Below are 25,228 nucleotides of genomic sequence, written 5' to 3'. Positions count from 1 at the left end.
ATTTTTATTCTGCAATAGAGCAGGTTACGGGCAAAAGTGCTTGTTTCGTATACAGAAGATGTTTTGTTGGGAAAAGCGATTTGTAGGCGAAGGCTAATTGATAGATCAAAAGCTATTTGCGGCTGAAATGTTCACTCAGAGCGGCACGACGTTTCGACGCTGCTCCTGTTTCTGAACCTTGAACAGTGTGTTCATAGCCTTTGAGAATAAAACGTTGATCGGGCAAGCGTGGTTCGATGCGGCGAATTTGTGGAGAGAGGTGGGAGCCGGACAGCTGGTACTCTGTCATTCCCAATCCTGTGTTGAGGGTGACCACTTTGCCGTCAAACTCGAATTGCGTTGCGATGAGGCGATGGTTACGAAAAACTCCGTCGGGTGTAAAAGAAAGCTGCTCGGTTTGATATGGTGGCGCACCAATCTCAATCCATTCCCCATAGACTTTATCCGGATCAATGTAATCCAAATAAGAAGCATAAAGCTGATAGCTAATCACACCAGCCAATGTGCAGCCGAACAGAGCAAAGCCCCCTTTAATGATTTTGAACTGATGACGAGCCCAAAATGAGGGTTGCGGTTCTGGCTTCTGATTGCGTTTACGGCGCGGTGTGGTGGTCATGATCCCTGCTTACTTTCCTTTTTTATTATGGTGAGAAGCTTGAGCCGCAAAAACAAACAATCTTGCCTTTGAGACGGTGAAATTATGATCTGATGTCCACTTTTACATTCCGAAACACAGTTATTGAGAATTTAGCCTTTAACGAAAGGTCAATGTAGAGACTTGAGTCGTAAACCGAAACAGGGTAAAAAAGAGCTGATTTTTGATAAGGAAACCAATAATGAGTATTAAGGAAAACAGTTATTTTGCTGGTGGCGTAAAGTCACTGGGTTTTAACCAACAAGGACAGGACGTAAGTGTTGGTGTGATGTTGCCAGGTGAGTATACGTTTGGCACTCAAGCGCCAGAGCGCATGAGCGTTGTCAAAGGTGCATTGATCGTAAAGAAAGCCGGCGACGTTGATTGGGTAACATACAACAGCGGTGAGTTCTTTGAGGTAGAAGGCAACTCATCATTTGAGCTGCAAGTAAAAGACGCAACGGCGTACTTGTGTGAGTATCTATAAGAGACAAACAGAATTGAAATGAAAGCCACCTTTGGGTGGCTTTTTTCATGCATCTTGTTCAGACGTAAAGGTTTTTAGCAACAAACTGATAACTTTGTATATACTTAAGATAGGTGCACCCATCAACAAGGAGGAAGTGATGGCAGTACAACCTAAACATTCTGATCTCCCTCCTCGCTATGAGGCGACAGAATTTACAACAGAACAGAGACATCGCTTTACGAAAGTGGCCAATGCAGCTCAAAAACGCCGTGCTTTCTATAAGCGTGCGATCGAAAACAGCTTGGTCGGTAAAATAAAAGAGCGAGCGCTCAAGCCTGTTATTCCACCAAAAGAAGACAAACCGAGTAAAACACGCCAAGTGATATGGCTGCTCACCTTTTTACTTGGCGGTTTGTGGGCGATGTACATGTTCGCTTAATGTAAGTGGGTGTTGCCTTTCCTCTATTCGCAAGTACAAGCCAGTTCGCAAATACACGCCAATCGACATTTCTTACAAGCTTGCGTCACGTTGAAGAGACGTGACGTTTTCACTGCCCATTGCTCCAACCAAAGAATGCCTTTGATGGCGCAACTCTTCTGCGTGTGAGCAGTGCTCATAATACGCGTACTGGTTTTTGCCTGTGTGCTTGGCTGCGTACATAGCTTTATCGGCACAGCGTGTTAGCTCAGATAGGTCATTGGCATCTTGGTGGTAAATCGCTACCCCAATACTCATGGTTAGCTCGTTGATATTGTCTTCCGAGTGGTAGCCTTTTTGGAACAAGTTGACGATGCGATCCATGATTCGGTCTAAATCTTTCTTGCAGCGCACATCGTAAAGCATCAACACAAACTCATCCCCAGCAAAGCGCGCAATCGAATAGTCATGCTTATCCGTCTTTCTGTCTTTATTACGAATGTTGTTTTTCAGGCGTGTCGCAAAGTGTTTTAACACTCGGTCGCCGACATCGTGTCCGTAGTTGTCGTTAATGTGCTTGAAGTTATCGATATCGAGGAAAACCAAAGCAGTGACGGTATTGTTTTGAGTTTGATCTAATTCTTCTAGTTTCGCGCGCGCCCAAGTTTCAAAGCTCCAACGGTTGGCAAGGCCCGTTAATTGGTCGAGATAGGCGAGTTCTTCAATCCCTTCGCGATAAAGGGTCTGAATGTAGTTCACTACTTTTGAGTAGTAGTAAGAGAAGGTATGACAAACAAAGCAAATCGCCACAAGGGTGAACATGAAGCGGCGTTCGGTCATTTCGCTGGCGGTTGGCACACTCTCTAAAAAGGTTAAACCGAAAAAGATGATGAGAGTGTAGGTGACACTGAACAGCAAACCGACTTTGAATTCGTTAATCAGAATAATGGCGGCAACAATAGGGTAAAGCCACAACAGGCGACCCGATGGCGCGTCGTTATAAAGCAGCAACAGAAGACCATCGAACATCAACACGCCTGTGAGCAACAAGTCGGCGTATTGGTGATGACCTCGAACCTTAATCAGATAACTGATGGTGAGACACGCAATAGAGCACAGCCCGATTAATAAGCTGAGTCCCCAATTCCCTTGCAGATAGTGAACGATGGACCCGTACGCTAAGAATGCGGTGGCAATGCTAGAACAGAGAAATACGATCTTCTTCTTTCTTGTCGATCGGATATCCGCCATTTCCTCTAGGCGTGCTCCGGCCAATTTCGACATTATGTTTCCCTACTTAAGAATTACTTAGTGCCTATTCTAGGTGGTAATTTAGTGCTACATGGAATAGCAAAGCGTTTAAATGTGATATGAGTCATGTTTACTATTGGTGTGAGTTATTGAATTTGTAAGAAATTTACGGTGTGTGAAAATTTTCAGGATTATGAAACGTTTCATACGATCAGGCATAAATTGCGCTTATTTTGAACAGATTTACGTGATAGCACTTAAACAATTCGGTGAAATGAAAGCGATTTCAAAATGTGAACGACAAAATGATTGTTTATAAGTGTATGATTTTAAGTAAGAAAAATCATGTTGAGTTTCATGCGTTGTTTCATGTCATTTTGAACACGATTGCCATGTGAAGCGGTAGCGGCTTTTCAAACGTTTCATTCCTTAAGATCCCTATTGAAATAATTACACCTACAAAAAACTTAGGGAAATCACATGAAAAACTTAAAGGTTTTACCTCTCGCTCTTGCAGTGGCCACTTCGCTTGCTTCTCTCTCAACTTTTGCTGCCGATTCTGATGTAGAAGCTTTGGAAAAACGAATTCAGGAGTTGGAAAATCGCATTGACCCAACTTATGTGGACAACCAGCAACCTGCTGTTCTTACTCCAGAAATCGAGATTCCACTTGGCGTTGTTTTCTCCGGTTATGCGCGTTATGGCGCACATTACCAAGCTGGCGACGAGAAGTACGTAATGGTGGATGGTTCGTTCAACGGATCATCGGCAATTGGTCGTTTGGGTAACGAAGGCAACGGCGGCGAATTCCAGTTTGGTAAAGCATTCAAGAGCGACAGCGGCGCGATCTGGGATGTGGTGGTGATGTTCGACCATTGGGGCGACGAAGTGAACGTGAAAAAAGCGTACGCAGGCGTAACCAATGTGCTTGAGAGCCAACCTAATGCTTACATCTGGGCGGGTCGTGATTTCCACCAACGTCCACAACAAGGCATCAATGACTACTTCTGGATGATGCATGATGGCCAAGGCGGTGGTATCAACAACCTTGAACTTGGCTCGGTTAAACTTGATTTCGGTGTGGTGGGATCGGTTGACAGTTGCAGTCCTGAAATCACTCCGGGAGCGAACCCTTCTATCTCATGTACGGGTGGCGCAGGAACGGGTGACAGCGGCGCGTATGCATTCACTTCTAAGTTGCACGGCATTGATATGGGCTTTGCTGATTTAGAACTTTACGCGAACTATGGTTTTGATTCTGAAGCCATTGAAAGCTCTGAACACATTGACGCGTACCAATTGGGTGCGGTGATTTCTCGTGCACATGACAGTGGCTCAAACCGTTTAGTGTTGCGTTACTCTGACAATGCCGACAACGGCGTATTCTGGAAAACAGAAGACTTAACAACCATCTACGCGAGTTTCGAAGGTAACGCAGACATTGGTGAAAGTGCTGCGGTTGAATACCTATTGGCGTACCACGATTACTCAATTGACGGCTCAAATGCTTTGGAAGACGAGCGTACCAACTACAGTGCGATCGTACGTCCGATGTACTTCTGGAATGATGTGCACTCAACGTGGCTAGAAGCGGGTTACCAAATGGTTGACTACGCACGTGCTGATGAAGACAACACAGGTTGGAAAGTGACGCTATCTCAAAACATCGCGTTTGACTGGGGCGCGGGTGCTCGTCCGATGCTGCGCTTCTACGCAACAGTGGGTGAAGTGGATAACAAAGCGACCAACAACGATCCTAAGCAAGATACGGTTAGCCTAGGTGCGATGTGGGAAGCTTGGTGGTAAGCCATCTCAAACTACACTCTTAACTCTCTCTATTTAGTCATGGCGCTCATTGCAGCCAGTTGAGCGCCAAACTGTCCATTCTTAACCCTATTTTGAGCCGCATTTGCGGCTCTTTTTTTGTTTCTCGTTCGCCGTTTTTGATTCATGAATCGATATTAAAGAGTTGTGAAATCAATGCCTTTGCTTGGTTTCATTTGAGCGTGAAATAACCATCTCATGAAACAGTTTCATGGCATGAAACGAAACTGCCAACCGCTTCATTCTTTCAGTTATTGCCCGTATTTAAAGGGATTTCGGTGTGATTTCTCTCACGATAACCCCTAGGTGGATCAGAAATACTAGCTGCCATGAAAGCGGTTTCGAGCAAATTATCTCGAAGCAGAATTGAATCTTGAGGCTCAGGTAGAAGAGGTTTCTTGTGGCGACGATTAAAGATGTATCTGAATACGCAGGGGTTTCTCAGGCAACGGTTTCTCGCGTGATCAACGGCACCAGCCGAGTGAGTCACGATAAGAAGCTGAAAGTCGAGAAAGCGATTCAAGAACTTGGCTATCGTCCGAACTCGATCGCTCAGGCATTAGCGTCTAGTCGCACCGGCAGCATTGGCATCATCGTGCCAGAGCTTGGCGGTCCTTTTTACTCTGGCATTTTGCACAGCATGGAAGAACGTCTGCGTCGTTTTGGTTATCACGTTGTGGTAACGGCAGGTTCTAACTCGGAGCAAAGCCAACGTGAATCTGTGGAGTTCCTGCTTGGACGTCGTGTTGATGCCATGATTTTGCACGCACAAAACCTGACTGACGATTATCTCATCGATCTGAAAGAGAAGGGCATTCCAGTGGTGTTAGTTAACCGCTTCATCCCTGAAATGGCGCAAAGCTGTATTGAGATCGATAACGAATTTGGTGGCCAGTTGGCGACCGAATACTTGTTGCGAATGGGGCATCGCAACATAGCGTGTATCACCGGTCCTCTGGACAAATCTGACGCACGGGGGCGTCTACAAGGTTACCGCAAGGCTCTTGAAGAAGCGGGAATCGAGTATGACGAAGCGTTGGTGTCCGAGGCCGGTTTTACCGAAGAGTCTGGGGAAAGCGCAATGCGCAAGCTGTTGAAGCGCGATTGTCATTTTACTGCCGTATTTGCCTGTAACGATCACATGGCTTTCGGTGCTTACGAAGTGCTGAAAGCCCATGGTGTTGACGTTCCAGAGCAAATCTCCCTTGTGGGGTTCGATGACATTTTGTTTGCGCGTTACCTCACGCCAGCCCTAACCACAGTTAACTTCCCTATTGAGCAAATGAGTGCTGAGGCTGTCCAGCTCGTGATTCAAATTCTCAATAAAAACAAACGAGATGTGAACTTCAAACTGTCGCCGAATTTGGTGCCGAGAAGTTCAGTCAAGGAACTGCATACCCTATAAAACGATAATTAAGGACAACAACATGAAACTGAAAACTTTGACGCTTGCGATGACCGCTGCCTTGGGTGTTGCTGCAACGGTAAACGCGGCTGACGAAACCAAAATTCGCTTCGATGGTTTCCCTGATTTCGATAGCAGCTTGAAAGTTCTGCTACCGGATTTCGAGAAAGAAACCGGCATTAAAGTGGATTACCTGATGAATAACCACGGTGACCACCACACGAAGCTGACCACTAACTTGGCGACGGGCTCTGGCGCAGGGGATGTGATTGTTGTTGATGTAGAAAAAATTGGTCCATTCGTTGCTTCGGGCGGCTTAGTCAATCTGTCTGAAAAATACGGCGCAGACAAATACGCAGAAAGCTTTGCGCCTTATGCATGGGCACAAGGTAAAGGTGCTGACGGTGATGTTTATGGTATGCCAGTCGACCTAGGTCCGGGTGTCATGTACTACCGCACAGACATTTTTGAAAAAGCGGGCATTGATATCAACGAAGCAATCAAAGATTGGGATTCTTACATCGCGGCGGGTGAAAAACTTAAGCAGCAAAACGTTCAATTGATCGCGTCGGCAGCGGATGTGGCACAAGCGATCATCTTCACCACAGTACCTGAAGGTGAAGGCCTGTACTTCGATAAAGACGGCAACCCAGTTGTGACCTCTGAGCGCTTTGTTCACGCGTTTGAAGTGGCGAAAGAGATCCGTGACAAAGGTTTGGATGGCCGCATCCTTGCGTGGTCAAACGAATGGTACGAAGGCTTCCGTAACGGCACATTCGCCACTCAGCTTTCTGGTGCTTGGCTACTTGGTCACCTAAACAACTGGATCGCGCCAGAAACAGCAGGTAGCTGGGGCGTATCTAACCTTCCTGATGGTATTTATGGTAGCTGGGGTGGTTCATTCCTATCGATTCCAACTCAATCTAAGCATCAAGACGAAGCTTGGAAGCTGATTGAATACATGACAACGAAGCGTGATATTCAGCTTAAACACTTCGAAACCATCGCAGCATTCCCTGCAAACACTACGACTTACGACGACCCAATGTTCGAAGAGAAAATCGAATTCCTTGGTGGTCAGCAAGCGCGCCTACTGTTTGCTGAAGTGGCACAAAACATCAAACCAGTGGCACCAGCAAAAGGCGACCATGTTGCTCGCTCTATCATCCTAGAAAACGCACTGATGGAAGTGCTGGATGAAGGCAAAGACATTGAAACGGCATTGAAAGAAGCGGAACGCATGATTAAGCGCCGCACCCGTAATTTGTAAGCAATTCGCCATTTGGTAAGCAAGGAGGGCGACGTGCCCTCCTGATTAGAGGTCGTTACTATGAATCATGCAGCGAGCAAGGTTATGGAAACATCAGAGCGTGAGAGCATTTTTTCTCGTCTAAGTTTGAAAGCGCTTACACCGTATGGATTCCTACTGCCGTTTTTGATTATTTTTTCTGTTTTCGGGATCTTCCCGTTACTGTTTTCTATTTTTCTTTCTTTCCATGAGTGGAACCCAGTCGAAGGCTTGGGCGCGATGGATTACGTCGGGCTAGAGAACTACCACATCGCTTTGACTGACCCGTGGCTGTGGCGCTCACTGAAGAACACCCTTTGGCTAGCGATTACATCGGGCGTGGCGCAGCACTTGGTTGCTCTGCCTGTGGCGTACATTTTGGTGTCTTTGGGTGACCGTTTCCGCCACTGGTTAACGTCGGCTTACTTCCTACCGTTCATCACATCTACGGTGGCAGCGTCGCTTATCTTCTTCAACATGTACTCACCAAACTCAGGGATCATCAACCAAAGCTTAATGGCGCTGGCGGACAGCACGCTCTTTGGTTGGGCATTTTCTTGGGTTAACGATTTCCAACCAATCCGTTGGTTAGATGATGCAACCATGGTGAAGCCTTCTATCGCCATCATGGTGTTCTGGAAATACACAGGTTTCAACATCGTGCTTTACACCACAGGTTTGATGACGATTCCTAAAGACATTCTAGAAGCGGCACGCATGGACGGTGCAAACGCATGGCGTCGTTTCTGGAGCATTTCGCTGCCAATGATTCGTCCATTCATCTTCTTTGCGGTCACCATGACCATCATCGGTAACTTGCAGCTGTTTGAAGAACCTTTCGTCCTAACGCGCGGTACGGGTGGTACAGGTCAGTCTGGTTTAACCATCTCTATGTACCTCTACAAAGTGGGTTGGGAATGGTTAGAAATGGGCACAGCGTCAGCGATTTCATGGCTGCTGTTTACCTTGATTGCAGGCTGTACAGCAATTCAATTCTTCTTCTTCGGTAAGAAAGGTCTAGGGGAGCAATAAGATGAACACTACTACCTTACCTGCGGCGCAGCGTTGGCGTCCAAGCGACCGCAGCATCGAGATCTTTACCAAGATATTGATGGTGATGCTCGGCACTGTGTTGGTGGTGTCTGCCATCATGACCGTGTTCCCGTTCATTTGGTCGGCGTTGCTATCGACGCGTGACCGTACTGAAATCTTCGGCACAGGCATCAGCTTTGCGATTGGTGACAGCCTCGCGGTGAACTACGCAAAGCTACTGGAAATCATGCCGTTTTGGCAGGCGATGTTTAACTCCATCTACATTGCTTTCCTAGGCACCACGATTTCACTGCTGTTTTGCAGCATGGGCGGTTACGCGTTTGCAGTGTACAAGTTCAAGGGCAAAAACTTGCTGTTTGGCATGCTGGTTGGCTCGATGATGATTCCACCTGTACTGAGCTTGATCCCGTACTTCATGATCGTGAAATTCCTCGGCTTGCTCGATAACCACCTTGCCGTTTGGTTACCGTTCACGACCACACCATTTGGCATCTTCTTGATGCGTCAGCACGTAGTGGCATCGATTCCGAAAGAGCTGTTAGAAGCGGCGAAGCTCGATGGCGCGGGTGAATTTAGAACTTACTGGAGCGTGGTATTGCCACTGATGAAACCGGCGCTCGCAACCCTAGCTATCGTACAGTTTGTCTTCTTCTGGAACATGTTCATGCAGCCACTTGTGGTACTGACAACGCCAGAAAACTACGTGATTACGCAGGCACTGCGAAGCGTGCAGGGCATTCCGAATACGCCGTGGGGAGCGGTGATGCTCGGAACCACCATCTCCATTTTACCGTTAGTGATTACTTACTTATTTGCCTCAAAACAGATGATCAGCGGCTTGACCTCTGGTGCCGTCAAGGGCTAAGCGAAACAAAAGGTTTTATAACAATGAATAAATTCCAACTACCACAAGATTCAAAATTACGTAGCCCAGAGTTCTTATTTGGTGTCGCAACCTCTTCTTATCAGATTGAGGGCGGTGCTCAGCTAGGTGGTCGTACGCCTTCGATTTGGGACACGTTTTGCAATAAGCCAGGCGCAGTTGATAACGCAGACAATGGCGACGTGGCATGTGATCACTTCCATTTGTGGAAGCAAGACATCGAGATGATTCAAGGCTTAGGTGTGGGCGCTTACCGTCTATCGATGGCGTGGCCGCGCATCATTCCTGAAGATGGCAAAGTGAATGAAGAAGGCTTGAAGTTTTACGAGCAAATCATCGATGAGTGTCACGCTCGCGGTTTGAAGGTTTTCGTTACGCTTTACCACTGGGATCTACCGCAATACCTAGAAGACAAAGGCGGTTGGTTAAACCGAGAAACGGCTTACAAGTTTGAGGAATACGCGAAGGTAGTTAGTGCTTACTTCGGTGATAAGATCGATTCATACGCGACATTGAACGAACCGTTCTGCTCTGCTTATCTTGGCTACCGTTGGGGGGAACATGCTCCTGGTCTTAAGGGCGAGCGTGAAGGTTTCTTGTCTGCGCACCACTTGATGCTGGCACATGGTCTGGCGATTCCACACATGCGCAAGAACGCACCAAATGCGATGCACGGTTGTGTGTTCAACGCGACACCCGCTTACCCGTATAGCGATGCAGACATTGGTGCGGCAGAGTACAGCGATGCGGAAGGTTACCACTGGTTTATGGACCCAGTATTAAAAGGGGAATATCCGCAGCTTGTCTTGGAGCGCCAATCGCACAACATGCCAATGATTCTGGAAGGCGACCTCGACATAATCCGGACCGATTTGGACTTTATCGGCATTAACTTCTACACCCGTTGTGTCGTGCGCTACAACGAACATGGCGATATTGAAACGGTACCTCAACCAGAACAAGAGCACACATTCATTGGTTGGGAGATTCACCCTCAAGCACTGACAGATTTGCTTCTGCGTTTGAACGACCGTTACCCGAACTTGCCACCACTTTACATCACTGAAAACGGCGCAGCAGGTGATGACCATTGCATTGATGGCGAAGTGAATGATGAGCAGCGCGTGCGTTATTTCCAGCAGCACCTAGTTGCTTTGGATGCCGCGATTAAAGCAGGTGTGAATGTGGATGGTTACTTCGCTTGGAGCCTAATGGATAACTTCGAGTGGGCTTACGGTTATAAGCAGCGCTTTGGCATTGTTCACGTGGATTACCAAACGCAAAAGCGCACCTTAAAAGCGAGCGCAATTGCTTACCGTAATATGCTGCTAGACCGAGCAGAGGAGAACCAGTAATGGCAAAAGTCGAATTCAAAAACATCAAGAAATCCTACGATGATGTCGAGGTCGTGAAACACTTCGACTTCACAGTGCAAGATGGTGAGTTTGTGGTTTTCCTTGGTCCATCGGGCTGCGGTAAGTCGACTACGCTACGAATGCTGGCGGGCTTGGAAAGCATCACTGGCGGTGAGATTTACGTTGGCGATAAGCTGATGAACAAAATCGATGCCAAAGACCGCGACCTTGCCATGGTGTTCCAAAGCTACGCGCTTTACCCACATATGACGGTTTACGAGAACATCGCTTTTGCTCTTAAGCTAAAAGGCATGCCAAAAGACCAAATCGACGTAGAAGTGCGTAAAGCGGCGAAGATGCTTGAGTTGGACGCACTGTTAGATCGCAAACCAAAAGAGCTGTCTGGTGGCCAACGTCAACGTGTTGCCATGGGACGAGCTATGGTTCGCACGCCTAAGGTGTTCTTATTTGATGAGCCATTATCGAATCTGGATGCCAAGCTACGTGGCGTGATGCGTGAAGAGATCAAGCAACTGCATCGCGAGCTGAAAACCACCACTATTTACGTAACTCACGATCAGATTGAAGCGATGACATTAGCTGATCGCATCGTGATTCTTAAAGACGGTTACGTGGCTCAAGTCGGCACACCGACAGAAGTGTTCCAACGTCCGGCTAACAAGTTTGTGGCGCAGTTCATTGGTAACCCATCAATGAACATGTTGGATGCAAAGCTGATTGGTGAAGAGGGCAACTGGGAAGTCGAGCTAGGTGATGTTCGTATTCCTCTGCCAGAGCGTTTCAAAGCACATGCATCGAAGAATTTAGCATTGCACTTTGGTGTTCGTCCAACCGACATCCATTTGCGTGCTGAGCAAGTGGACCACGACCGCGTGTTGCCATTCCCAGTTAAAATCAAAGACAAGGAGCTATTAGGCGCGAGTATTCTACTGAAAACAGAAATCGCAGGTCAGCCGCTTATGGTTGAAACACAAGCGGCAGAAGTGGATGTGGAAACGCTGACTCTGTACTTGGATTTGGATGCGATTCACTTATTTGATGCACTGAGTGAAAATTCGCTCGCGACATTCTAAATCCCCGATATGAAAGCCAGTGCGCGCTTGCGTACTGGCGACTTATCTAGCTCTCATTTCCCATATCAAAATGTTGTCGCGTCCCCCGCTGCAACTTATATTTTTGTTATTAGCTTGCCGGGAAAATTCCTACAATGAAAAAGAAAAAAAGAGCGGCATCCATCTATGATGTGGCCAAGTTGGCGGGTGTGTCACCGAGCACCGTATCACGTTTCCTCAATCGCACTACCTTTGTCTCTGACGATAAAAGCCAAAACATAGAAAAAGCGATCAAGTCACTGGGGTATAAACCAAATTATCAAATGGGTCAGGGTACCAACACGCGCTCGATGACCATTGGCGTGCTTATTCAACATCCTGAGAGTCCACACACCAGTCGAATCCTGAACGATATGGAGAAGGTGCTTAATGCGCAGGGCTACTCATTGGTGATTGCTACAGGGCACTGGCAACGCACACTCGAATCACACGCTTTGGAGTATTTAGCGAAAAGTAATGTGGATGGGGTGATCATCGTGACGGGCAGTTTGACGGAAGAGCAGATTCTGGAATATGCCCAGCGAATTCCTGTTGTCGCAGTTGGATACAATGTCATTGGGGATAAGGTTAAATCCATAAATATAGATAATGTATTGGGCGGATACATGGCGACACTGCATTTGATGCAACAAGGCCACGTGAACATCGCTCATATCAAAGGGCTTTTGAATCAACCAGATGCGGTGGCTCGCTTTGTTGGTTACAAGAACGCTCTGCAAGAGGCAGGCATAAAGGTGATGCCAAAATTAGTCAAACAAGGTGATTTCAGCAGTGAGTCTGGTTATCAAAAAACGGTGGAATTGCTCGAATCTAAAGTGCATTTCTCTGCGTTGTTTGCTGCCAATGACCAAACGGCTTACGGGGCGATCAAGGCTCTGCATGACCACGGCGTTCGTGTGCCAGAGGATGTGTCTGTGATCGGCTTTGATGACTTACCGACCTCACAATATTTCACGCCTGCGCTTACCACACTGAGACAGCCGATTGAAGAAGTTGGCGCCATTTGTGCCGAGTCCATTCTCAATTTATTGAGTGGTGAAAGGCATGAAGTGCGTCTACCGCCGATCGATCTGATTGTCCGCCAATCAACGGTGTCTAAGTTCCGTCAATCAAGTTGAGATAAGTCGCCAAACCCATTAGAAAATATTTTCCGAAACTCGACGAAATCTTGTTGTATTTGTGACCAAACTCCGTCTAGAATTCGCGCCTGCATTTTGGTGATTAAGTGCACAATTATCAAAATAGCCAAATTCTAAGAAATCTAATTTTTTGAACTGCCTCACAGTTATCTGTGGGGCAGTTTTAGTTGTAGGAAAGGTCCAAAACACATGCCTAAAAGCCAGAATATCAACCAACGTATGTCCATCGTGGCATTGGCTTGGCCGATACTTGTCGAAATTTTGCTACGGACGGCTTTAGGAACCAGTGACGTATTCATGTTGAGTGGTTACTCAGACAAAGCCGTGTCTGCGGTTGGGGTCATCACACAATTAACGTTTTTCCTGATCATCGTTTCTACCTTTGTCAGCAGCGGTACGGGTATCTTGATCGCGCAATACAATGGCGCTGGGCGTGAAAAAGACTCCGTTGATGTTGGCGTTGCCAGCGTAGCTTTGTCCGTTATTGTTGGTGCATTTTTGAGTGTGCTGGCCGTGATTGGCGCGGTGTTCTTTTTGCCGTATTACGGGCTAGAAGCTCAAGTTGAGCAGTACGCGCGTGAATACTTGCTGATCAGCGGTGCGATGACGTTCAACGTTACTATCGGTATTGTCTTTACCACGATTCTGCGTAGTCACGGTTATTCACGCTCGCCAATGGTGGTTAACTTAATCTCTGGCGTGTTCAACATCATTGGTAACTACATTGCGCTGTATCAGCCGTTTGGTTTACCTGTGTATGGCGTTGAAGGTGTTGCAGTGGCGACAGTCGTGAGCCAAGTAATCGGCACGCTATTGTTGGGCGTGATTTTGAAACGCAGCAGCATCGAGCTGCCAATGTCTAAGCTCAAACAAGTGCCGAAAGACGTGTTCAAGAAGATCCTAAAGATCGGTGGCATGAATGCGGGTGAAGTGCTGTCTTACAACATGGCGCAGATCTGTATCGTCTACTTTGTGGTGCAAATGGGCACCTCTTCGCTCGCGGCATTTACTTATGCACAAAACATCGCGCGTTTCTCTTTCGCGTTTGCGCTAGCGATTGGTCAGGCGGCTCAAATCCAGACGGGTTACTACATCGGTAAAGGTTGGGTAAGCAGCATTCTGAAACGCGTGCAGATCTACTTCTTGGTCGGTTTTGCTGCATCAACGGCGGCAACGTGTTTGATTTACCTATTCCACGAAGAGATTCTGAGCGTGTTTACCGATCAGCCAGAAATCTTGGCATTGGCGGGTGCCTTAGTGATGGGGTCTATCGTGTTAGAAGCTGGCCGCGTGTTTAACTTGATCTTCATCTCGGCACTGAAAGGCGCTGGTGATATCAAGTTCCCAGTACAGATGGGTATTCTCAGCATGTGGGGCTTGGGTGTAGTGTTCTCTTACATCTTGGGTATTCACTTGGGCTACGGCGTGATTGGTGCGTGGATGGCGATTGCTTTGGATGAATGGGTACGCGGCATCATCATGGCAAGACGCTGGCGCTCACAAGTGTGGACCAAGTTTAAGGTAAGTTAACCTTATCCTTTCTCGCTCTAAAACGTAAAAAAGGCACTGAAATTCAGTGCCTTTTTGCTATCTATTCTGCATTGATAAGTCGCTTTAAAACTCACACTCTGCTTGGAAACACATACGCTCTTTGCTGTATGGATGGTCCAACTCCAACATCTCCGCGTGCAAATGCAGGCGGTTGGCTTTTTCGCCGTATAAGCCGTCGCCAACCATTGCCATGTTCAAACCCATGTGGTGAGCACTGTGTACACGAAGCTGGTGGGTTCGTCCTGTTTTCGGGTACATGTACACCTTGCTGCGTCTATCTTTCACTTCAATCAGCTGCCAGTAAGTTTCAGCAGGCTTACCATGTTCAAAGCAAACCAGTTGACGTGGACGGTCATCCGGATCGCCACGCATCGGTAGCGAGATCTCACCTTCAGGCTCGGTTAATACACCTTCTAGCAGTGCCATGTAGCGCTTCTGTACGCCGCGAGTGATGAACTGCTTTTGCAGACTCTTGTTTGCTCGTTTGGTTAAAGCAAACACCAAAATCCCCGACGTCGCCATATCTAAGCGATGAATAACGAACGGCCCTTCGACATCTGGGAACATGGCTTGCAGGCGTGTGTATGCCGAATCCTTGATGGTTTTCCCCGGAACGGAAAGCAGGCCCGAAGGCTTGTTGACGATCACCATGGCTTCGTCTTGGAAGAGAATTTCCAGTTCTTTATCTTCCGCCCAGTTCTCTGCTAATGGGTTTGGTTCCACATCCAAGCCTTGCAGCATGTGCCCCAAAATCGGCTGACATTTACTGTTGCAAGATGGGTAGAACTTCTTGTGCTGGCGCACTTCCGACTTCGGCGATACGCCCCACCAAAACTCTGCTAATGCAAGTGGCTGATAACCATGTTTGTATGCGAACTGAAGCAGCTTTGGCGCCGCACACTCACCTGCACCTGCTGGTGGTACTGGGTTGGTGGTAGGAGCAAAAATGTCTACCAAGTCGCGCTCGGCGCTGTGGTTGTCCAAGAAGCGGTATTGCTTATGCAGTTTGTGCTGCAGAGCATTAGACAAGTCTTTGCGTTGCTCTTTAAGTTCCGCCAGTTTTTGCTCTAACTCGGTTAAGCGCGCTTCTTTGATTGCGAGCTTTTCGTCCCAAGCTTGTTTGAGGTACTTGAGGACATTTTTCTCAGCGACGCTTTGTTTCCCTAAATCATCCAGTAGTGTTTTCAATTCTTCTGGATTCAGTGTTTGTTCGCCTTGTTTGCGCTGTTGTTTGCGTTCTGCACGACCGGTAATCATCACTTGGCGATGGGCATTTTCTTCTTGCTGATACGCTTCGCGGTCGGCTTTGATTTCTGCTTTCAGTTGTGCCAGTTCAGGGTTGGCAGCAAAGGCTTTGTATTCCGCGTTCGCAGCATTAATGGCATCTGTCTCACCTCGGAAGAAACCTTCTTCTGTCAGCATGTCGAATACGGGTGGAACAAAACCTGGGAGCAAGTTTTGATCGGCAATCTTGCCAGAGAAAGCACTGAAGTAGCCAAGCTCACCTTGCGGGTTACGTACTAGCAAAACACCGAACATTTTACCGCGTCCGTTTTGCTCATCCTCAAGACCGAAATCGTGTTCGAAATCAGTTTGTGTCATTAGGTGCTGCTGCAATTGCTCTGCAGCCAACACACACAATGGGTGAGGCGTGTAGTAGAACGGAAACGTAAACTGCGTTGGCAAGTCGTAGCCAGAAATATCCGCAGTAAATCGAGTAAAGCATTGTTCAGGCGAGTGCATGAGAGTGAGTCCGCGCGAAATAAAAATCGAGCACGGATTGTACCTGTTTTGGCTGTGATTGCTATTCGAAGGCGCTTCTGGGCTAGCTGTGTCGGCTTACCTTCACTCCCTATCTCAATGATTTTCATCGCTTAGAACGCAGAAATTAGGATTGCGTTTGAAATGATTAATTTGAGTGATGTACTGTTTTGATTGATAACCATAGCGTTATTTTAGAATGACTCATTAGATGCAAAAGGAAAAGCATGTCTAAACTGGTGTTGGCATTGATACGATTTTATCAACGCTATTTATCTCCATACAAAGGATTCCGTTGCGCTCATGCGGTGTATTACGGCACGGACTCTTGTTCTGCTGCCATTAGCAAAATGATTCAACGCAAGGGAGTGATCTCTAGTTATAGCAGCGTTCAAAACCAATTCGAACGCTGTCGGCATGCGCATCAACGTCTGCAAAATGGGGATTCTTCCCGTAACCGGAAAAGGCGTAAGAACAATGACTCATCTTGTGTAACGGACATGGGATGCAACTCTTTGGATTGCGTTCCGAGTGACGCTTGTAGCGGTAGCAGCGATTCATCTTGCCATTGTTGGTAATGGACTCAACTCTAAAAATAAAAGGGAAGCGATGACGACCGATCAACTTAAAACGCTGTTTGAAAATGACTTAAGGCACAAACTCGAACCTCTTGAAGCCTTACGCTTAGAAGCGCTGCGTCGACGCAAGTTTCTAGGTTTTACGGTGCTGGGGTTCTTTGGCACTGTCGTGTTTGACCTCGCCACCTCTGCCACGGTGTTTGTTCTTTTGGCATTGATGATCGGCGGCTGGGCGTACTTCAATCAAAAGCACAATCAGTTTCGCACTACCTACAAGCAGCACATCATGCAGAGCTTGTTAGCGCATATTGAACCCTCACTCACTTGGGACCCAAATCGTAAGTTATCCAAAGAGACCTTCGAGCGCAGCGGCTTGTATTTAGACCGTTGTGATGGTTTCGAGAGTGATGATTTTATTTCAGGCACCATCGGTGATGCGAAGGTGGTGATGTCTGAGATAGAGGCGTCGAAGCTCATCAGTTCAGGAAGCGACAGTTCGAGTAAGCATCACGTATTTTTTGCGGGGCTGTTTTGTGAAATAGACGTTTCGATGAATGAAGACATTTGCACCTTTGTTTTGAGTGATCGCGACGACGGGCCAACGCTTCGTGAAAAGTTGTGGGACCGTTTCTTCAAGATTCAGATAGGTAAACGAGTACGAATGGGTCACTCGGAGTTTGACCAACAGTATGAGGTGTACAGCGACGATTTAGACACAGCAAAGCAACTGCTGACGGATGAATTGATCGAGCGTGTGCTGACTTTTCGTCGTGAGAGTGAGTTCTCTAGCTTGTCGCTTTCTCAAGTGAACGGAAAGCTCTATATCGCCATTTCGCATTGGAAAGAACTGTTTGAGCCAAAATTGGACGAGCCTGCGGGGGAGTTTGAAGCCGTTGCTGAGATTTATCGCGAACTCGATTTTCTGATTGGCACCATTCACAGTCTGGGGCTGACCAAATCAATGGCTCAGCCCATGACAGAGCAGAGCACCTCAGTTACCGCTTAATCCCATTACTATCTCAAGCTGAAACTCAATTGATGCACTATTATTTCAGCTTGAGATTCATCCAAGATCCTGTACCTTAGCGTGATTCTTTTTTGCAGCCTGTTTTCATTCACAGAGTGACCTGCGCTGCTTCACTTTTGAGTTAAAGTCATGTCACAAGCTAGCATCAAATTTATTGCCACCGATATGGATGGCACTTTGCTTGACCAATACGGTCGTCTAGACCCTGAGTTCTTTGACCTGTTTTTACAGCTTGAAGAGAAGGGCATTCTGTTCTCGGCGGCATCTGGTCGTCAGTACTACAGCCTGCGTGATACGTTTGCACCGATCCAAGATCGCATGATTTATGTGGCAGAAAACGGCACCTTGGTGATGTACCAAGATAAAGAGCTATACAGCTGCACCATTCCAAAAACAGAAATTGATGCGATCATCCAAGCGGCTCGTGAAATTGAAGGCACGCACCTGGTTCTGTGTGGTAAGCGTTCGGCTTACATTGAAACCAAAGATCCTAAAGCGTTGGAAGAGTTCCAGAAGTACTACCATCGCTGTGAATACGTGCCAGATCTACTGGCCGTTGACGATGAGTTTATCAAGGTTGCGATCTGTCACTTTGGTGGTTCTGAAGAGTTGGTTTTCCCAACCATGAGTGCGAAGTTTGGTCACAGCCATCAAGTTGTGGTGAGCGCGAAGATTTGGCTAGACGTGATGAACGCAGAAGCGTCTAAAGGCGCAGCGATCAAACACCTTCAAGAAACCATGGGCTTTGGTCCGGAAGAAACCATGACCTTTGGTGATTACCTGAATGATCTAGAGATGCTGCAAGTGAGCGAGCATTCTTACGCGATGGAAAATGCGCACGAAGCGGTGAAGAAAATCGCACGCTTCTCAGCACCAAGCAATCGTGACTCTGGCGTAATGAAAGTGATCAAAGAGAAAGTGCTTTAATCTCTGCTTCGTCAGATTCGAACATAAAAAAGCCCCGCTACGTAATGAGCGGGGCTTTTGTTTATCTGAAGCTAAGTGTCTGAAGTTAAGTATGCGCCTACTTAGCGAACGTATTTCGCTGTCGCGCTGACAAACCAATGTTGCAACTTGCCATCAGGGCTTTCTACCCACAGGTCGTTGTGGTACCGGTAGATGCGACCATTAACGGTGAGGGCTAGCGTGTTATCACCGGTTTGTTCCATGCGAATAAACTGATCAGAAGTCACCAAAAACGGTTCCAAATCATCCGTGCTTGCGCCTTTGTACACCACGAAGTAACCAAACATATTGCCGGTATCTGGGTCTGTCGAATGAATGCGATGGCCAACCAGTGTGTAGTTGTCGTTGAGCGCTTCTTCGAGAGTTTGTGCACCCACCGTCTCGTGAGATGGGATAAACACCCAAGCCAGTACACCTATCGCGATCACTAGCAGTAACAGCACTGCTCGCATGAAGTTTTTCATCATGGTTATCCGTTTAACGTTGGAATTTCATTTTGTACATGCGCTTATCCGCTAAATTGATCAGGAAGTCAATGTTGTCGGCGTCTTGCGGATAGCTTGCCACCCCTAAGCTGGTGGACAAAGAGCTTGCTTTATCAGAGGCAAGAATCGGCTTTTCAAACACCACGTTGATGTGGTGCGTCGCTTCGGCGATCTTGCTTTGCTCGGTGGCATTGATGAGTACGGCAAACTCATCACCGCCCATGCGATACACACTAAAGTCATCCATCGCCATGTTGCTCAGACGCTCTGCAACCTCGATTAAGGCGATATCACCCGCTTGGTGCCCCAATGTGTCATTAATGTTCTTAAAGCCGTTCAGGTCGAGCAGGAGCAGCGAGAATGGGGTATCGGTTTCCTCTCTGCGATGTAAATCGATGAACAGTGCGCTCCGGTTGGCAAGATTTGTCAGTGGGTCGCTCAAGGCCAGTTCTTTGTGGAACTTAGACTCGCGTTTGTAGAAGTAAGTCATCAACGCGACGGTGAGAACAAAAATGCCCAACAAGATGTACTGCGCTTGGAGCAAGTTGTAAGCACGTTCTTGTTGTTGTCTGTAGAGTGGGCTCGCGACTCGGAAGTTTTGAGTGACGTAATCAATCATCTCCATATACAAGTTCTGAGTGGCGCGATAAAACTGGGCGGCGGCAATGCTGCTACCGGTTTTGGCTTCAACTAAGATTGGCTCGAGTTGCTGGAACTTGTCGAACAAGGATACGAAGTACACTCGCACCTCTTCACGAGATAGGAAAGAATCCGCCTCTTTGTTGTTGATCAGCAGATCAAAACGGCTCCATGCCAGTTCATATTGCAACTCGGTGCCGTCGATGTTCATTACGCTTTCGTTCAAACGACGAGCTTCACCCACCAATTCGGACAGCTCTTTGGACAAATGGAACAAGAACCAAGTCGCTTGGTTTTGTTGGTCGGAGTAGGTTTTGGTCAGCGCGCGGGTTTCTTTTAATAAAACGATGTTTGCGATCAGTAGTGTCGATGCAAACACGAGCAACATCAACTTACTCTTGGTTGAAAAGGGCCCCTGCTTCGGGGTTTTGGGTTTCGCCTTCATTATTGATCTTCTTTCGCACTTATCCTGTTGATTTGCCAAACCATTTGAGAGTGGTATTGCGCGTTATCAAGCTCTGGGTGTTCACTCATTGAGTAAATCAGCCAGTACGGACCTTTGTTTCTGATTTTGATGTAATTATGGTTTTGTTTGTATGCCACGATCGGCTGATAACGAAGAATGTCTTCGCGAGATAGGTCAGAGTGGTAGTCGTTGAGCGCACGAACTTCGACATGCTGAGGAATGTTGCCAAACGTATGTTGCAGCAGTGTACTCAGTTTAACGCCGTCAAACTCGGCAGGGGTTTCTAGCCAAGGTAGTTCAGTGATGTAGGTAGTTTGCGGCAGTGACTCTAGGTCTTTTAGTGCCACAACGACATTGGAATTTTCAGGACTGCTAAACTGTATCGTGTTTGCAAAAAGTGTCGGTGCAAACAAAAGCAAAGCGAGCGCCATTGTTTTTCTCATCTTGTGCCCTTTGAATTTATTGCCCTCATTCCGGTTGGATCGCTTTCACGAACCGATCCGCTGAAATTTCGGTTATATATTTATTAATAATAGAGCCAACTTGATGGATTTATATAATACGTTATGGGTGAAAAGTAACCGTTGGTTGAATATACGTCAAGGTTAATGACAGAGTTAAAAATACAACTATTGGATGAATATATCATTTAGCTTATTTTGTGTGCAGTTTGCTTCACGTTGTCTAACTTTCGCGACACTTTCATCTCATTAGGAGAGTCGATATGTTTGATTGGTACTATAAAGTTATCCTCAATTACACCAACTTTAGTGGTAGAGCGAGACGCCAAGAGTATTGGTACTTTACGTTAGTCAATGTGCTGATCAATTTGGTGATGGGCATCATTGACCGAGTCATTGGCAGCGTGATGCAAATGGAGAATTTTGGCTTCTTCGGTGTGATATATGCGTTGTTTATCATGATCCCGTCGATTGCCGTCACTGTGCGTCGTTTGCACGATTCAGGACGAACCGGTTGGTGGGCATTGATCGCCTTTGTCCCAATCATTGGTATTTTGGTGCTGCTGTACTTCTTGATTCAAGACAGTGAAGAAGGTTCGAACCAATACGGCGCGAACCCTAAATATCAATCATGACGAAGATAACCGTGATGCTGTCAGCTGTGATGGCGAGAGGCAAGTGGGTTTAGATGCCTGAACCCACTTGGAAATAGACCGCGTTATCCTCATCACTGAAAGCGAAGTCCATACCTGCTTGCAGGCCATACCGACGTGCGATGAGGTAACGAAAGCCCACGCCGTAAGCGTATTCGGCATCGTTTTCAAATAGCGATTCTTCCGTTGAAGCGTAACCAAAGCCACCGAAGAGGTTGGTCGACCAACGAGTATTCCATTGGTAGGTCAATTGAGATTCTACCGAGAGTGTTTCATCCCCTTGGTATCGGTTTCTTGCCACACCACGCAGCTCGATATCTGGGTATGACGCAGGCGGCAAAAAGCGCTCGTCAGTATAAAGCGACTTGTATTGCCCACGCAGAGCCAACGACCAATCATCGGCTAATTCCCAATAATTGATGCCCTCTACGTCCAGTTGTTCGTACTCGTAATCACTGCCAAACGCATCGTTGTACCAAAGAAATTCCGCTTTGTAGTTATAGCCTTGTGTTGGACTAAAGAAGTTATTTCGGCTGTCCCATTCCAGTGTTAAGCCCAATCCCGAAGTGGTTGGAGAGGTATTGGTCAAGGTTTGCAGCAGCTTATCTGCAACAGGGGAGTTCGTGATTTTCTGATCGGTCACGAAATAGAGCTGCTTCACACCGATAAACAACGGGGCATCAATAATGCGGTATTGAAGATGGTTGAGCATGCCGCCGCCAGTAATCTCGAAATCTAACCCTTGTCCATTGAATACGCCGTCTAGCCCCGGCAGCGTGGACTGTGGGTAGAAGGTCATGTTGAAGTCTCCATAACCGATGCCACCAAGGTAACGCACCGTGTCTTGCGCCCAAGTTCGGCGATGGCCAGCAAACCCCATCCAAGTACCATTCTCGGTCGCGAAGCCGCCCACTGCGGTGATCGCAGGCGTTAACAGTTGGGCACCACCATCGAGTGATGTTTCCGCCAGTTTGCGCCTTTTCTCTCGCTGCTCATCGGATTCATGTAAAAACACGCCAGTGAACCCCAAACCATAGCCGACAGCAGGTTCGGTAATCACAATCGGGACGGGCAGAAAACCGTAGGCGTTTTCAGCAAGGTATTCACCCATATCCAATTGCCCATCGATGGGATCGAAAAAGCTTATCGCCTCGGCAATAGGAGAGGTCGCTAACAACCCGAAATAAGTCGAGGTTAGCAGGACTGAAGTTGGTTTTTTCATAAAGTGCTAGCGTTAATTGAATGATGTTCAATTACAAGTTAGACGTCATTTCGATAAATTGCAATGGGACTTGTGTAAAGGGAAAGTGAGTGTTTTTAAAACACAAAAAGCCACCTAATAAATAGGTGGCTTTGTATAGAGAGGATTATTAAACCGTTTGGTTTCCTGTGCTCACTCGTTGGCTTAACGAGCCTAAATCAGGTGTTAAGCAAACAGGTACTTCGCGTGGAAGTTCAAGTGATCAGCGATAAAGCTAGAGATAAAGAAGTAGCTGTGGTCGTAACCCGGCTGCATGCGCAGTTCAACTTGTGAATCGTGGGCTTTCGCTGCCGCCAGTAACGCATCAGGCTTCAATTGCTCAGCAAGGAAGTTATCAGCATCGCCTTGGTCGACTAGGATAGGTAATGGTGATTTTGCTTGCTTAAGTAACTCGCTCGCGTCGTATTGTTTCCAGCTTTCGATATCAGTGCCTAGGTAAGCGGTAAACGCTTTTTGGCCCCAAGGGCATTGCATTGGGTTACTGATTGGGCTGAATGCTGAAATTGAACGGTACTGATCTGAATTTTTCAGACCAATGGTGATCGCACCGTGACCACCCATGCTGTGACCCGAAATCGACTTCACGTCAGAGACTGGGAAGTTACTTTCGATGATCGCTGGCAGTTCTTGGGTGATGTAATCGTACATGTGGTAGTGACGCGACCATGGCTCTTGAGTCGCGTTTAGGTAGAAACCCGCACCTTTACCCAAATCGTAGTTTTCGTCGTCTGCAACATCGTCACCACGTGGGCTGGTATCCGGTGCCACAATGGCGATACCTAGCTCAGCCGCCATGCGAAACGCGCCTGCTTTCTGCATGAAGTTCTCATCGGTACACGTCAAGCCAGACAACCAGTAAACCACAGGCACTGGGTTTGATTTGGTTGCATTTGGTGGCAAGAAGATCGCGAAGCGCATGTTGCAGTTCAAAGCGCGAGATTCGTGTGTGTACTGTTTATGCCAACCACCGAATACTTTGGCTTGGCTTAGGCTTTCAATGGTCATGAATAATCTCTCGATAAAACAATGATTTTTAACGGCGGACAAGACCGTTAAAGACAGCGGATGGCTCTCTTCCCCGAGGAAAAGTGTCCAGAGAGAAGAGCGCCTATTTCAAATTTCCAAATATCAGTCACATTCCGTGAGCTGCTATCTTGGATTATTTATCCATGTGAAGAACGGTACGGATAGATTCACCTTTGTGCATCAATTCGAATGCTTCGTTCACGTCTTGCAGACCCATAGTGTGCGTGATGAATTCTTGCAGACCGAACTCACCAGCCATGTAACGGTTCACGATTTCTGGAAGCTCAGAGCGGCCTTTAACACCACCGAAAGCAGAACCACGCCATACGCGACCAGTTACTAGTTGGAACGGACGAGTTGAGATCTCTTGACCTGCACCGGCAACACCAATGATTACTGACTCACCCCAACCTTTGTGACAACACTCAAGTGCTTGACGCATCACGTTTACGTTACCGATACATTCGAATGAGTAGTCAACACCACCGTCTGTCATCTCAACGATAACGTCTTGGATTGGCTTGTCGAATTTCATTGGGTTGATGCAATCAGTAGCACCAAGTTGTTTCGCTAAGTCGAATTTGCTTTCGTTGATGTCTACACCGATGATGCGGCTTGCACCAGCCATACGAGCACCGATGATTGCAGAAAGACCGATACCGCCTAGACCGAATACAGCAACTGTGTCGCCTTTTTCAACTTTAGCTGTGTTTAGTACCGCACCCATACCAGTGGTTACGCCACAACCTAGAAGACAAACTTCTTCAAGTGGTGCTTCTTTGTTTACTTTCGCTAGTGAGATTTCTGGAAGAACCGTGTACTCAGAGAAAGTAGAACAACCCATGTAGTGGAAAATAGTCTCACCGTTGATAGAGAAACGGCTTGTGCCATCTGGCATTAGACCTTTACCTTGAGTTTCACGAACTGCCTGACATAGGTTAGTTTTGCCAGATTTACAGAACTTACACTCACCACATTCAGCTGTGTAAAGTGGGATAACGTGGTCGCCAACTTCAACGCTTGTTACGCCTTCGCCAACCATTTCAACGATACCGCCACCTTCGTGACCAAGGATTGAAGGGAAGATACCTTCTGGATCGTCACCTGATAGTGTGAATGCGTCAGTGTGACAAACACCAGTTGCTACGATACGTACTAGCACTTCGCCAGCTTTTGGAAGTTGTACATCAACTTCTTCCATTTTAAGTGGCTCGCCAGCAGCCCATGCAACCATTGCTTTTGATTTAATGTGAGTTTGACCAGGTTTGATTTCAAGCGACATTGGATGTTTCCTTTATATTCTCAGTATATGGAGTGACGTCATAAGCGTAGTTGAGGTTTGCTCACTGCGCTGCGTCGTTTTGTTGGTGCCCATTTTAGGTGTTTCACGAAAAATGATAATCCGGTTAAATTGAAAATGATTTTTACGCATACGTAATAATCAACAAAAAGGTGCAATGATTTATGCGAGCGAAGCAGGGTAAGTTGGAGAAAAACAAAGT

Annotated in this window: 24 protein-coding genes; 15 read left to right on the top strand and 9 right to left on the bottom strand. The window is 47.1% G+C overall.

What is annotated here, in order from left to right:
• Positions 1-112: 112 nt before the first annotated feature.
• Positions 113-616: a DUF2850 domain-containing protein gene (locus ACLIIY_RS19285; RefSeq protein WP_354389961.1), complete on the bottom strand. Its 504-nt coding sequence runs from the start codon at positions 614-616 to the stop codon at positions 113-115.
• A 220-nt stretch (positions 617-836) separates the two neighbouring features.
• Here ACLIIY_RS19285 and ACLIIY_RS19280 point away from each other — a divergent pair, with 220 nt between their 5' ends.
• Positions 837-1,121, top strand: coding sequence for a pyrimidine/purine nucleoside phosphorylase (locus ACLIIY_RS19280; protein ID WP_005434752.1), 285 nt, complete (start codon positions 837-839; stop codon positions 1,119-1,121).
• A gap of 139 nt (positions 1,122-1,260) precedes the next feature.
• On the top strand, positions 1,261-1,542 hold the full coding sequence (locus ACLIIY_RS19275) for a hypothetical protein (RefSeq protein ID WP_038894988.1): 282 nt from the start codon (positions 1,261-1,263) through the stop codon (positions 1,540-1,542).
• A 72-nt stretch (positions 1,543-1,614) separates the two neighbouring features.
• On the opposite strand, the gene ACLIIY_RS19270 is transcribed toward ACLIIY_RS19275, so the two are convergent.
• Entirely contained in the window at positions 1,615-2,805 is a 1,191-nt protein-coding gene (locus tag ACLIIY_RS19270) for a GGDEF domain-containing protein (protein WP_038894987.1), read from the bottom strand.
• A gap of 447 nt (positions 2,806-3,252) precedes the next feature.
• Here ACLIIY_RS19270 and ACLIIY_RS19265 point away from each other — a divergent pair, with 447 nt between their 5' ends.
• From ACLIIY_RS19265 to ACLIIY_RS19225, 9 genes are all read left to right on the top strand, one after another.
• Complete coding sequence (locus ACLIIY_RS19265; RefSeq protein WP_132698205.1) at positions 3,253-4,578, top strand: carbohydrate porin; 1,326 nt, start codon at positions 3,253-3,255, stop codon at positions 4,576-4,578.
• A 418-nt stretch (positions 4,579-4,996) separates the two neighbouring features.
• Positions 4,997-6,001, top strand: a complete 1,005-nt coding sequence (locus ACLIIY_RS19260) for a LacI family DNA-binding transcriptional regulator (protein WP_020195082.1) — start codon at positions 4,997-4,999, stop codon at positions 5,999-6,001.
• Between the two features lie 22 nt (positions 6,002-6,023).
• Entirely contained in the window at positions 6,024-7,271 is a 1,248-nt protein-coding gene (locus ACLIIY_RS19255; RefSeq protein ID WP_005434765.1) for an ABC transporter substrate-binding protein, read from the top strand.
• 60 nt (positions 7,272-7,331) lie between these two features.
• Positions 7,332-8,321 (top strand): carbohydrate ABC transporter permease, encoded by a 990-nt coding sequence (locus ACLIIY_RS19250; protein ID WP_020195084.1) that lies wholly within the window; start codon positions 7,332-7,334, stop codon positions 8,319-8,321.
• Position 8,322: 1 nt separating this feature from the next.
• Entirely contained in the window at positions 8,323-9,207 is an 885-nt protein-coding gene (locus ACLIIY_RS19245) for a carbohydrate ABC transporter permease (RefSeq protein ID WP_005434781.1), read from the top strand.
• A 23-nt stretch (positions 9,208-9,230) separates the two neighbouring features.
• Positions 9,231-10,580, top strand: coding sequence for a GH1 family beta-glucosidase (locus ACLIIY_RS19240; protein ID WP_434529144.1), 1,350 nt, complete (start codon positions 9,231-9,233; stop codon positions 10,578-10,580).
• Positions 10,580-11,674, top strand: a complete 1,095-nt coding sequence (locus ACLIIY_RS19235; protein ID WP_434529143.1) for an ABC transporter ATP-binding protein — start codon at positions 10,580-10,582, stop codon at positions 11,672-11,674. The genes ACLIIY_RS19240 and ACLIIY_RS19235 overlap by 1 nt, the downstream gene beginning before the upstream one ends.
• A 134-nt stretch (positions 11,675-11,808) precedes the next feature.
• Positions 11,809-12,831 carry a LacI family DNA-binding transcriptional regulator gene (locus ACLIIY_RS19230; protein WP_005434788.1) on the top strand — a complete coding sequence of 341 codons (1,023 nt, stop codon included), beginning with the start codon at positions 11,809-11,811 and terminating at the stop codon, positions 12,829-12,831.
• A gap of 210 nt (positions 12,832-13,041) precedes the next feature.
• A complete protein-coding gene (locus tag ACLIIY_RS19225) occupies positions 13,042-14,382 on the top strand; it encodes an MATE family efflux transporter (protein ID WP_434529142.1) in 1,341 nt (446 codons plus the stop codon).
• Between the two features lie 84 nt (positions 14,383-14,466).
• Here the strand turns inward: ACLIIY_RS19225 and ACLIIY_RS19220 are convergent, their stop codons facing one another.
• Complete coding sequence (locus ACLIIY_RS19220) at positions 14,467-16,146, bottom strand: pseudouridine synthase (protein WP_434529141.1); 1,680 nt, start codon at positions 16,144-16,146, stop codon at positions 14,467-14,469.
• Positions 16,147-16,391: 245 nt separating this feature from the next.
• On the opposite strand from ACLIIY_RS19220, the gene yidD reads away from it, so the two are divergent.
• From yidD to ACLIIY_RS19205, 3 genes are all read left to right on the top strand, one after another.
• Positions 16,392-16,742, top strand: a complete 351-nt coding sequence (yidD, locus tag ACLIIY_RS19215; RefSeq protein WP_434529140.1) for a membrane protein insertion efficiency factor YidD — start codon at positions 16,392-16,394, stop codon at positions 16,740-16,742.
• A gap of 31 nt (positions 16,743-16,773) precedes the next feature.
• Positions 16,774-17,748 (top strand): DUF3137 domain-containing protein, encoded by a 975-nt coding sequence (locus ACLIIY_RS19210; protein ID WP_434529139.1) that lies wholly within the window; start codon positions 16,774-16,776, stop codon positions 17,746-17,748.
• Positions 17,749-17,898: 150 nt separating this feature from the next.
• Positions 17,899-18,696 (top strand): Cof-type HAD-IIB family hydrolase, encoded by a 798-nt coding sequence (locus ACLIIY_RS19205; protein ID WP_005434797.1) that lies wholly within the window; start codon positions 17,899-17,901, stop codon positions 18,694-18,696.
• 101 nt (positions 18,697-18,797) lie between these two features.
• Here the strand turns inward: ACLIIY_RS19205 and ACLIIY_RS19200 are convergent, their stop codons facing one another.
• The 3 genes from ACLIIY_RS19200 to ACLIIY_RS19190 are packed head-to-tail and all read right to left on the bottom strand — an operon-like array spanning position 18,798 to position 20,768.
• Positions 18,798-19,202, bottom strand: a complete 405-nt coding sequence (locus ACLIIY_RS19200; RefSeq protein ID WP_199481737.1) for a hypothetical protein — start codon at positions 19,200-19,202, stop codon at positions 18,798-18,800.
• Between the two features lie 10 nt (positions 19,203-19,212).
• The gene (locus tag ACLIIY_RS19195) at positions 19,213-20,304 is read right to left on the bottom strand and encodes a GGDEF domain-containing protein (protein WP_039986391.1); all 1,092 of its coding nucleotides are present in this window, start codon (positions 20,302-20,304) and stop codon (positions 19,213-19,215) included.
• A complete protein-coding gene (locus tag ACLIIY_RS19190; RefSeq protein ID WP_027726610.1) occupies positions 20,304-20,768 on the bottom strand; it encodes an oxidoreductase in 465 nt (154 codons plus the stop codon). The genes ACLIIY_RS19195 and ACLIIY_RS19190 overlap by 1 nt, the downstream gene beginning before the upstream one ends.
• 281 nt (positions 20,769-21,049) lie before the next feature.
• Between ACLIIY_RS19190 and ACLIIY_RS19185 the strand changes: the two genes are divergently transcribed.
• On the top strand, positions 21,050-21,421 hold the full coding sequence (locus ACLIIY_RS19185; protein WP_005434803.1) for a DUF805 domain-containing protein: 372 nt from the start codon (positions 21,050-21,052) through the stop codon (positions 21,419-21,421).
• A 49-nt stretch (positions 21,422-21,470) separates the two neighbouring features.
• Here the strand turns inward: ACLIIY_RS19185 and ACLIIY_RS19180 are convergent, their stop codons facing one another.
• The 3 genes from ACLIIY_RS19180 to ACLIIY_RS19170 all read right to left on the bottom strand — a co-directional run bounded on the left by ACLIIY_RS19180 (position 21,471) and on the right by ACLIIY_RS19170 (position 25,008).
• Positions 21,471-22,661, bottom strand: a complete 1,191-nt coding sequence (locus ACLIIY_RS19180; protein WP_409579454.1) for a BamA/TamA family outer membrane protein — start codon at positions 22,659-22,661, stop codon at positions 21,471-21,473.
• 204 nt (positions 22,662-22,865) lie between these two features.
• Complete coding sequence (gene fghA, locus ACLIIY_RS19175) at positions 22,866-23,705, bottom strand: S-formylglutathione hydrolase (protein ID WP_020195097.1); 840 nt, start codon at positions 23,703-23,705, stop codon at positions 22,866-22,868.
• Positions 23,706-23,859: 154 nt separating this feature from the next.
• Complete coding sequence (locus ACLIIY_RS19170) at positions 23,860-25,008, bottom strand: S-(hydroxymethyl)glutathione dehydrogenase/class III alcohol dehydrogenase (protein WP_005434809.1); 1,149 nt, start codon at positions 25,006-25,008, stop codon at positions 23,860-23,862.
• Positions 25,009-25,228 lie beyond the last annotated feature (220 nt).

Origin of the sequence: Vibrio sp. K4 (assembly GCF_051122595.1) — a bacterium.
GTDB lineage: Bacteria > Pseudomonadota > Gammaproteobacteria > Enterobacterales > Vibrionaceae > Vibrio > Vibrio owensii.
Note: the sequence above shows the minus strand (reverse complement) of the source record. Positions and strands in the feature narration are given on the sequence as shown.